Below are 9,585 nucleotides of genomic sequence, written 5' to 3'. Positions count from 1 at the left end.
GGGACTGGTCATCCGGCGCAGCTCCAGCAGCCCCTGCCAGGCACTGTGCACCTCCCGCACCCGGGCCGGACCGCTGTCCGCGGGCTCTTCCGTGCCGCCGATGTGCGCGGCGAACACACCGGTGGCCGGAGCGACGGCGGCCTGCTCGGGCGCCTCCTCTACCGTCTCCCGTATGCGGTGCCCGGCAGGTGTCAGGAAGTGGTCGTGCGGTGGCCGCGGATGCCGGAAGGCGAGCCCTCGCCTGACCAGCGCGTCGAGCTGAGCCCCGGTGCCCTTCAGCCGGCCGGTGACGGGATCGGCGGCGTCGATGACGCGGCGCTGCGCGGCGGTGGGCGGACGGGTCATGGCGGGCACCTCCCCGGAAAGCGGCCTGGTCGAAGGGCCGAGACGCTCCCGCGATCAGCCCATTCGAAGACTACGACCCGGGTCTGACATTCCACCCCGCGATCACCGGCCGCCCATGCTCCGTCCCCAGCCGGCACACCGTCCCCGTCGCCAGCTGGAACAGCGCCCCGGCCGACGGCGGCAGCCCCAGCCGACGGGCGGTGAGCACCCGTAGGAAGTGGCCGTGCGCCACCAGCACCACACACCCCTCGGTGTTCGCGTGCGCCGCGTCCACCTTGGCCAGCACACGGTCGGCCCGCTCCCCGACCTGCTCCGGGCTCTCGCCGGGGTGGTCGGGCGGACCGGGCGCCACCCCGTCCGAGAACAGGAACCAGCCCGGCCGCTCCCGCTGGATCTCCACGGTCGTGACGCCCTCGTAGCCGCCGTAGTCCCACTCCCGCAGATCGACGTCGACCCGCAGGTCGTGCAGCCCGATGAGCTCAGCGGTCTCCCGGGCCCGCTGGAGCGGGCTCACGAAGGCGGCCCCGATCCGGTGCGAGCGGATCAACGGCACCAGCCGACGCGCCTCCTCCCGCCCGCGCTCGGTCAGCGGTACGTCCGTCCAGCCGGTGTGCCGCCCGGACCGCGACCACTCGGTCTCTCCGTGCCGTACCAGAAAGAGATCACCCATGCGCGCGCCCTCCCGCTCGCCTTGCAGCACCGTGCCACAGCCTTCGGCGGGCCCGCAGGGCGGACTGGGCCGGACGGCTCCGCCCCCGACGCCCCTGACGACCCGACGCCCCTGACGGCCCCGACGCGCAGACCGTGCGGGGTCAGATCCCCGGCAACCCCTGCACCGACTGCGCGAGCTGCCCCACCGCGACGACGAGCGGGGTCACCGGCTGGACGAACTCGTTGAGCCGGTCGAGGGCCCGCCGCAGGACCGTGGGCTGTGGTTCGGCCTCGTCGAGCTCCTCGCGCAGGCGACGCAACTCCCTGGTGGTGGCCTCGGGGTCGGCCAGCGCCGCGCGGTGCTCCGCCAGCAACCGCTCGACCAGCGCGAGGAGTTCGGCCGTACGCTCGGCGTCCTGCGGCGGGAAGGAGACCGAGCCGGAGAACGCCTGGGCGTGATCGCCGATGGCCTGGTTGCCCACGTAGTGGGTGCCTCCGCTGATCATGAGGCCGTTGTTGACCGGAGGGTCCTGTCGTCTGTCGTCGCTCATGAGGCCTCCTACTTGGCGGCGCCACCGGCGGCGCTCGGGGTGGTCGCGCCGGGCTGCCGCGGGACGTGCTGCGTGGCGGTCGCGCCCGAGCCGATCGCCTGGTTGCCGATGATGCTCGTGCCGCCCTGCTGGATGAGCCCCTGGTTGAGGATCGTCTGCTGCTGGGCGCGGAAGTCGGTGGTGTCGTAGCCGCGCGCGTCGAGGAACTCGCGGATCGCGGCAAGGGTGTGGCGCTCCACCAGGGAGGTGATCCGCGCGGCGTCCACGACCTGGAAGTAGTTGTGGTAGTTCGGGCTCACCGCGAGCTCCCGCACGCTCAGCCGGGCGCCGAAGTCGTAGACCGGGTCCTGCTCCAGGGCCTTCAGCTCGTCGGACATCCGTCTGTTGTGCCGTTCCTCGAAGCGGGCCTGGCGCAGCGCCCGGAACGGGGCGGCATGGAAGGCGCCGCCGGTGCGCGGGACGGCGTCGAGGAGCAGCCCGCGCCGCGCGCCGGGGGAGAGGGGGCCGCGCAGCCGGTCCACGACGTGGTACTCGGCCCGCACCGGGCCGAGCACATGGTTGCTGCAGTGCAGATGGAGCGTGGTGCCCGCGGTCGAGAAGTGCAGGAACACGCTCGGCACGACGTCCCCGCCCCACAGCGGCACATGGACCGCCAGACAGTGGCGGACCGCCCCGGTGGGACGCTCCATGATCCGCTCGACCTCGTCGGCCGACAGCCGCGAGGCGGGAGCAAGGCTCGTGGTCCTGATGAACCGCTCGTCGTCGCCGATGCTCGTGCCGCTCGCGAAGACCCGGTCCTCGATGACGAGTGGCCCAAGGGCCTCCGCGCCGTCCACCGCGGCCCCATCGGCCGTGCCGCGGGTGGCGGCCGCCCGGAGTCGCGCGCGTACGTGGTCGACGAGCTCGGTGACGGTGAACGCCTCCGGCACGGCGGGACGCGCGGTCCGGCCCACGGGGTCGTCGGCGGGCAGCAGCGGCACGGCGAGCGACCACTGCGAGGCGGCCGGCGCATAGCCGAGGAAGGGCGTGTACCCGCTGTACACCGTGACGTTGCCTTCCTGGGCCTCCCGGAGCGCCGTCAGCCGCTCGGCCATCCACCGCCGCCGCGGCACGGTGGGGCGGGGCTGCCGCGGGAACGCCTCGCGCGTCATGGTCGTGCGCAGCAGCCGGTCGACGTCGAGATCATGGCGTACGACCGTGGCGTACGCGGCCGCCACGGCGCCGATGGACAGCAGCACGGCCGGTACTCCGCCCAGGTAGGAGCCCAGCAGCCAGCTCACGAAGCCGGGGGTGGGCAGGTACGAGAGGGCGGCACCGAAGAGGAAGGCGAAGAGCACGACGACGCCGGCCGCGATCGCGGTGCCCACCAGCACTCTGCCCTCGGGCTGGTGCCGGCCGCGGGTGGCCAGGCTCGGCCGGCCGTTCGCCTGACGGGTGGCCGACAGGAGCACGGTGACGAACACCAGCCACAGGGGCGCGAACACCGCCACGACGGTGTAGGCCGCGGTCAGCCGCTGATCGCGGCGGTGCCGCATCTCCTGGGCCGTCAGACAGTGGCGGGCCACGGTCACCAGGTCGACGCCGGGCGAGGCCGCCACGGCGCCCGCCTCGTCGGCCAGGACGTCCTCCACCACCCGGTCGGCGAATCCCTCGTCCACGTAGGCCGCGGCGCACAGATACCGGGTGACGTCACCCGGCGCGCTCCCGACCGGCATATGGACCGGCGCGGTCGTCATGCCGAGCCCTCCCTCTCTCCAGCGGCGGAGCGGCGCCGCCCCGGCGCCGACGGAGCGTTTGGTGCCTGTTCCCGGCAGACCGGCGGTCACCAGCGCGAGCAGCGCGCCGACCGCCAGGCCGAAGATGAGGGCGCTGCGCAGCAGGTCCTCGACCAGCGTGCCGGTCGGTGCCAGCGGCACGTCGTCGACGAAGGCCTTGTGCATGGCCCACCACGCCAGGTTGGCCAGCGCCGCAGCCAGCACCCCCGCGACGAGGCAGCGGGGCCAGTTCGACGTGCCGCGGGCCGACATCCGCCGCGCGAAGAGGGCGAGCGCCACGAGCAGCACCAGGACGGCGAGGTCGTTCACGACCAGCGAGGACGTGCTGCCGTACCGTTCGGCGGACACCTCCCAGCGGGGCAGGAACGCGGCCTCGACGAGCCAGCGCAGAGTCTTGCTGTCGGAGGCCTCTATGTAGAACTTCCGCTCGTAGAAATCCGAGAGTGGCCGCTGCACCCACGGGCTCCCCGCGAGAACCACGAGCAGAGCCAGGAGCGCGACACGGCCGCGCAAGGCCGACGGCGTACCTGAGGTGCGCAGACGAGACAAGAACACCCGGGACCCCCCATCCCCCGACCCCCCGATCAGTGGCCGCACTCTATGGCATCCCCGCTCTCACCGACCGTGAATCCCATCAACACCACCAGCTACTGCCGATACCCGCTCAGGAACCGCCCGATCCGCCCGATCGCCGCCTCCAGGTCCTCCGCGTGGGGCAGGGTCAGGATGCGGAAGTGGTCCGGCGTCGGCCAGTTGAAGCCGGTGCCCTGGACGACCTGGATCTTCTCCCTCAGCAGCAGGTCCAGGACGAACTTCTCGTCGTCGTGGATCTTGTGGACCTTGGGGTCGAGACGCGGGAACGCGTACAGCGAGCCCTTCGGCTTCACACACGACACACCCGGGATCTCGTTGAGCTTCTCCCAGGCCACCGTGCGCTGTTCGTGCAGACGCCCGCCCGGCATGGTCAGCTCGCGGATGGACTGTCGGCCGCCGAGCGCGGCCTGGATGGCGTACTGCGCGGGCGCGTTGGCGCACAGCCGCATGGAGGCCAGCATGGTCAGGCCCTCCAGGTAGTTCCTCGCGTGCTGCCTCGGCCCGGTGACCACCAGCCAGCCCGAGCGGAAGCCGGCCACGCGGTACGTCTTCGACAGACCGCAGAAGGTCAGCACGACCAGGTCGGGTGCGAGCGCGGCGGCCGAGTGGTGCACGGCGTCGTCGTACAGGATCTGGTCGTAGATCTCGTCGGCGAAGACCATGAGGCCGTGCCGGCGGGCGAGATCGAGGATGCCCTCGATGATCTCCCTCGGATAGACCGCGCCGGTGGGGTTGTTCGGGTTGATGATGACGACGGCCTTGGTGCGGTCCGTGATCTTCGACGCCATGTCGTCCAGGTCCGGGTACCAGTCGGCCTGTTCGTCGCAGAGGTAGTGGACCGCCTTGCCGCCGGCGAGGGTGGTGACCGCCGTCCACAGCGGGAAGTCCGGGGCGGGGATGAGGACTTCGTCGCCGTCCTCGAGGAGCGCCTGTACGGCCATGGAGACCAGCTCGGAGACGCCGTTGCCGAGGAAGACGTCGTCGACGCCGACCTCCAGGCCCAGGGTCTGGTAGCGCTGGGCGACCGCGCGGCGGGCGGAGAGGATGCCCCGGGAGTCGGTGTAGCCGTGCGCCTGGGGGAGCATCCGGATCATGTCCTGGAGGATCTCCTCCGGTGCCTCGAAGCCGAACAGCGCGGGGTTGCCGGTGTTGAGGCGCAGGACGCTGTGGCCCGCCTCCTCCAGCGCGTTGGCGTGCTCGATCACCGGGCCGCGGATCTCGTAACAGACCTCGCTGAGCTTGCTCGACTGCCGGAACTCCATGCGCTGCCGCCTCTCCGGATTCCTGTGTTGCTTGGTTTTACCAAGTAGGAGCTTGGAAAGTCCAACGACATGTCTAGACTGCGTCGCATGTCACCTCGCCGAAGCTACGACCAGTACTGTTCCGCGGCCCGTGCCCTCGACGTCGTGGGCGACCGCTGGACCCTGCTGATCGTCCGGGAACTGCTCTCAGGGCCGCGCCGCTACACGGACCTGCACGCCGACCTGCCGGGCGTCAGCACGGACGTACTCGCCTCACGGCTGAAGGACATGGAGCGCGACGGCCTGACCACCCGACGCAGGCTGCCCCCGCCCGGCGCGGCCTACGTGTACGAACTCACCGCACGGGGACGCGAGTTGCTGCCCGTGCTCCAGGCCCTCGGTACCTGGGGCGGACCCGAACTCGGCGAACGCCGGCCCACCGACGCCGTACGCGCGCACTGGTTCGCCCTGCCTCTGCTGCGCTCGCTGGAGGGCGAGGGGCTCGTCGAAGTACGCCTTGAGGAGGGGGACTTCCACCTGTACGTCGGCTCGCAGGACGGTCCGGCGTACGGCGACGGGCCCGCCCCCGGGGAGCCCGATGCCCGGCTCGTCCTGGACGCCGAGACCTGCGGGGCGCTCGGCCGGGGGGAGTTGAGCCTGGCGGACGTGGTGCGGGACGGGCGGGTCGAGGTGACCGGGGACGGTGCGATCGCCAAGGCGCTGCGGGAGGCGTGAACGAAGAAGGCCCGCCGGAGCGGGCCTTCTTGATGGAGTATCAGCTTCCGGTCGGCACCCGGGTCGGCCGTCCCGACCCGCGGGTCAGCGTGTACCCGCCGACACCCGCCAGCGCGGCCAGCGCACCGCCCACCGCGGTCCACACCCACCGGTCGGACCACCAGCCGGAGGACCACCCGTCCTCGGGCTCGATCGCGGACAGCACCGCGGACGAGGACTGCTCCGAACTGTCGTCCTCCGCCTCGGACTTCACCGCGATCCCCGGCACCAGCGGCTCGGCCAGCGAGCCGTCCACCGCGGCCGAGCCGCCGATGTCCTTGGACTCGACGCGCATCTCGGTGCTGACCGGCAGGCCCAGGTCGGCGGTGGTGAGGCCGACGACCGTGAGCCGGACGTAGTACGTGCCCGGCAGCGGGTCGTTGGCCCAGGTCTCCGACCAGGCGCGGACCGTGCGCAGGGTGCAGGCCAGCTCGACCGAGGAGCCGTCCGCCGCGGCGGTACGCGTCTGCGCGCCGTACTGGCAGGACTGGCGGCGCCGCAGCCCGTCGTACACGTCGATCTGCCAGGTCTGCGCGGCGTGGGACTCGGGCAGTTTCACCGTGGTCTTGACGGTGGGGCGCTGGCCGGCGTCCGCGGGGAACGACCAGTACAGGTAGTCGCCCGTGGAGCCGCTCGCCGTGGCCGTCTGCCCCTGCTCGACCTCCGTCGCCGCACGGAACGACGTGCCCGCCAGGGTGGGCGCGTCACCCTCCGTCGAGGCCGAATCCGTGGGTGAGGGCGTGGAGTCGGCCGCCGCCGGTGTGACCGCGAGGCCGAGCATCAGCGCCGCGGCGCCCAACACACGTGTGATCCGCATCAGTTGGTCCTCCAGACCGCGACCCGCCAGCGCGACAGCCAGCCCCACAGCAGACCGGCGACGAAGCCGGCCAGGATCAGCGCGCCGAGCAGCCACCAGCCGCGCCCGAGGCCGAAGGAGGCCACATCGCTCGCCTTCGACGGCCCGTCCACGACGTCGACCGTCAGCTCAAGCGGCAGACCCGGAGAGGTCTTCACCCCGGAGGCCGCCGAGAAGGAGTTGGTGACCTGGACGCACACGGTCTCGGCCGCCGCGTCCTCGTCGTCGCCGGAGTCGCTTTCCACCTTCGGGTACCTGAACCCCGTCGAGATCACATCGGTACGGCCGTTGCCCGCGGCCTCGCCGCGCACGATCTCCCGGCCGTGCACGGTCACCGCCCGCAGCAGCACCCCGTACGACGGGTTCACCGCCCGGTCGGCCGCCACGCTCACCGAAGTGCGCAGCTCCTGGCCCGGCTTGACGTCCACCCGGTACCAGCGCTGCTGGGTGAACTCCTCGCGGTCGGTGTACAGCCCGGACTTCAGGGTCGGTGCCGCGGCGCAGGTGTCGGCGCCCTGGGTGGCCACCGGCGTGACCACCGGGTCGGCCGCCCGGTCCACCAACTGATTGACCTTGTCGGTGAGTTCGTCGGTGTGCTCGACCGAGGTGTAGGTGCCGCCGGTCGCCTCGGCGATGCAGCTCAGCTGCTTGCTCATCTTGGTGTTCGGGACCAGACCGAGGGTGTCGATGGTCAGGTCGACGCCCTTGGCGGCGATCTCGCGGGCCACCTCGCACGGGTCCAGCGGGGCGCAGGTGTCCTCCCCGTCGGTGATCAGCACGATCCGCTTGGAGCCGTCGCCGGCGGTGAAGTCGTCGGCCGCCTTGAGCAGCGCGGGGCCGATCGGGGTCCAGCCGGTGGGGGAGAGGGTCGCCACCGCGGTCTTGGCCTCGGTGCGGTCCAGGGTGCTGACCGGGTAGAGCTGCGCGGTGTCCTTGCAGCCCGTCTTCCGGTCGTCGCCCGGATAGTCGGCGCCCAGGGTCCGGATGCCGAGCTGAACCTCCTCCGGGGTCGCGTCGAGGACCTCGTTGAAGGCCTGCTTCGCCGCCGCCATCCGGGTGCCGCCGTCGATGTCCGCGGTCCGCATGGAACCGCTCACATCGAGGACGAGGTCGACCTGGGGCGCGGCCTGGCCGGTGGGTTCACCGGCGACCGCCGCGGCCGGGAAGGCCACCCCGGCCGTCAGGGCGACGAGCAGGGCGCTGACTCCCGCCGCCAGCCGTTTTCTTGTGATCATCGCCGGATCCTATTGATCAGGTGCGCCGGGCTCCAAAACGAGCGGGTTGGGCAGCCGCGTCCACTGGTCGCCCGCAGTCCCCGGCGACAGCCGCATCAGCGTCAACGCCTTGGCGGGCAACGGCTCTTCGAGCAGCGCGGCCAGATCCGGGGTGCGCGGCAGATCCCGTACGGCCGTCTCCAGCGCCCCGCGCAACGCCGTCGCCGAACCCGCCGTACCCGCGAGCGCCCCGGCCACCAGGGAGCCGAACAGCTTGCGCCGCAGGGTGGTTTCGTCGTCCGTGACGACCCGTCCCGACAGGGCGGGGACGGGGATGCCGTGCCGGGCCAGCCGCGCGGGGCTGATCCGGATGTCGGCGAGGTCCCGGTACACCAGGCGCACCGGCGCGTCCGACTCGGACAGGACGACGAGGAAATTCTGCCCATGTGCCTCAAGGGCGACCCCGAGGTCCAGCAGACGCAGTCCGGCCGTGAGGGTCAGCCGGGCGAACTCGGCCAACCAAACGGGGTCGTCGGGCAGTTCGGTGGTGGCGAGCGCCGCCACGGGCAGTACCCGGTCGCCGTAGGCCTGGGGCGACTCCCGCAACACCGCCGCGAGATCGGGTGAGCCGGCCGTCGCGGCTGCCAGTGTCCGGGTGAAGTGCAGCAGGCCGTCCATGCGTTCCGACAGGGTCTGCGCGAACGCGGAGAGGGTCGCGGACACGCTGATCGAGTAGCCGGAGATGTCCCGCACCGAGGACGTCAGCCGGGCGCTCAGCGCGGTCTTGACGTGCTGCGGTCCCTCGGTGAGGGCGAGGGTGCGCAGGGACATCAGCGGGTGCGCGTCGAGGCCCTCGGTGACCGTCCGCTTCAGCACATGTTCCGCCTGCCACGGATGCACGGGCAGCAACAGCCGCTCCCCGTCCCGCAGTTCCGTCGGCCAGGTACCGGTCACCAGGCACTCGCCGACCGGTACCGGCACGAGCCCCAGCCGTACCAGTGGCCGGTGCTCGGGCCCGTAGGCCAGCTGCTCGGCCACCGAGAAGCCGGGCCGGGAACGGCAGTTGGGATGGTAGGGATGCCCGTCCACGACCCGCTGCTCCCACTCCCAGTCGTGCACCGGCCAGTTCTCCACGCGCGTTGCCTGACCTGCCCTCGACAACGCCAACGACGTGACGCTGTCGGCGAGTTCGGCGGCGAAGTCCGCGCCGTGCGGTACACCGAGGTGGGTCGTCAGACGTGCCGGATCGTCGTGGGCGACCTCGTCGAGCCGTACGACGGTGACATAGGCGGCCGTGGCGAACGGGTCCGGGTGCGGGCCGTGCAGCCGGCGGCCGTCCGAAAGGCGCAGGGTGAGCCCTTCCCGGCCCGCCTCCCGCCCGGTGACCCAGGGCAGCGGCTCGTACGCGAGCCCACGCCACAGCCGGGTCAGCACGGCCGCCCGAGCGCCGGGCAGTTCGGCCGTGTACCGCGCCGCGAGGTCGGGACGAACGACGCCCAGCTCCTCGGCGAACTGGGCCTCGGCGGCGGAGGGACGGTGCACGGGCGGACTCCTCGGGTACGAGTGGTGTCACGGTGGGGTGGT

Annotated in this window: 8 protein-coding genes and 1 pseudogene; 1 reads left to right on the top strand and 8 read right to left on the bottom strand. The window is 72.1% G+C overall.

The features are described 5' to 3' along the window. The 5 genes and pseudogenes from ACI2L1_RS42140 to ACI2L1_RS42120 form a co-directional block, all read right to left on the bottom strand. Positions 1–345: pseudogene (locus tag ACI2L1_RS42140) on the bottom strand (hypothetical protein); the annotation flags it as partial. A gap of 70 nt (positions 346–415) precedes the next feature. Then, positions 416–1,015, bottom strand: coding sequence for a histidine phosphatase family protein (locus ACI2L1_RS42135; protein WP_404744771.1), 600 nt, complete (start codon positions 1,013–1,015; stop codon positions 416–418). A gap of 142 nt (positions 1,016–1,157) precedes the next feature. Beyond that, complete coding sequence (locus tag ACI2L1_RS42130; RefSeq protein WP_404744770.1) at positions 1,158–1,547, bottom strand: hypothetical protein; 390 nt, start codon at positions 1,545–1,547, stop codon at positions 1,158–1,160. Positions 1,548–1,555: 8 nt separating this feature from the next. Next, a complete protein-coding gene (locus ACI2L1_RS42125; RefSeq protein ID WP_404744769.1) occupies positions 1,556–3,877 on the bottom strand; it encodes a hypothetical protein in 2,322 nt (773 codons plus the stop codon). A gap of 92 nt (positions 3,878–3,969) precedes the next feature. After that, a complete protein-coding gene (locus tag ACI2L1_RS42120) occupies positions 3,970–5,178 on the bottom strand; it encodes a pyridoxal phosphate-dependent aminotransferase (RefSeq protein WP_404744768.1) in 1,209 nt (402 codons plus the stop codon). A gap of 87 nt (positions 5,179–5,265) precedes the next feature. Between ACI2L1_RS42120 and ACI2L1_RS42115 the strand changes: the two genes are divergently transcribed. Continuing rightward, positions 5,266–5,892 (top strand): winged helix-turn-helix transcriptional regulator, encoded by a 627-nt coding sequence (locus tag ACI2L1_RS42115; protein ID WP_404744767.1) that lies wholly within the window; start codon positions 5,266–5,268, stop codon positions 5,890–5,892. Positions 5,893–5,932: 40 nt separating this feature from the next. Here ACI2L1_RS42115 and ACI2L1_RS42110 read toward each other — a convergent pair whose 3' ends face one another. The 3 genes from ACI2L1_RS42110 to ACI2L1_RS42100 are packed head-to-tail and all read right to left on the bottom strand — an operon-like array spanning position 5,933 to position 9,543. Further along, complete coding sequence (locus ACI2L1_RS42110; RefSeq protein WP_404744766.1) at positions 5,933–6,748, bottom strand: hypothetical protein; 816 nt, start codon at positions 6,746–6,748, stop codon at positions 5,933–5,935. Next, complete coding sequence (locus ACI2L1_RS42105) at positions 6,748–8,022, bottom strand: VWA domain-containing protein (RefSeq protein WP_404744765.1); 1,275 nt, start codon at positions 8,020–8,022, stop codon at positions 6,748–6,750. The genes ACI2L1_RS42110 and ACI2L1_RS42105 overlap by 1 nt, the downstream gene beginning before the upstream one ends. Before the next feature lie 9 nt (positions 8,023–8,031). After that, a complete protein-coding gene (locus ACI2L1_RS42100) occupies positions 8,032–9,543 on the bottom strand; it encodes an IucA/IucC family protein (RefSeq protein WP_404744764.1) in 1,512 nt (503 codons plus the stop codon). Between the last annotated feature and the right edge of the window lie 42 nt (positions 9,544–9,585).

It is taken from the genome of Streptomyces sp. NPDC019531 (genome assembly GCF_044903305.1).
In the GTDB taxonomy this organism is placed as follows: Bacteria; Actinomycetota; Actinomycetes; order Streptomycetales; family Streptomycetaceae; genus Streptomyces.
Note: the sequence above shows the minus strand (reverse complement) of the source record. Positions and strands in the feature narration are given on the sequence as shown.

Excerpts from the sequence above, each read along its gene's own strand:
- ACI2L1_RS42135 (WP_404744771.1), bottom strand. The coding sequence starts at position 1,015 with ATGGGTGATCTCTTTCTGGTACGGCACGGAGAGACCGAGTGGTCGCGG.
- ACI2L1_RS42130 (WP_404744770.1), bottom strand. The coding sequence starts at position 1,547 with ATGAGCGACGACAGACGACAGGACCCTCCGGTCAACAACGGCCTCATG.
- ACI2L1_RS42120 (WP_404744768.1), bottom strand. The coding sequence starts at position 5,178 with ATGGAGTTCCGGCAGTCGAGCAAGCTCAGCGAGGTCTGTTACGAGATC.
- ACI2L1_RS42115 (WP_404744767.1), top strand. The coding sequence starts at position 5,266 with ATGTCACCTCGCCGAAGCTACGACCAGTACTGTTCCGCGGCCCGTGCC.
- ACI2L1_RS42110 (WP_404744766.1), bottom strand. The coding sequence starts at position 6,748 with ATGCGGATCACACGTGTGTTGGGCGCCGCGGCGCTGATGCTCGGCCTC.
- ACI2L1_RS42105 (WP_404744765.1), bottom strand. The coding sequence starts at position 8,022 with ATGATCACAAGAAAACGGCTGGCGGCGGGAGTCAGCGCCCTGCTCGTC.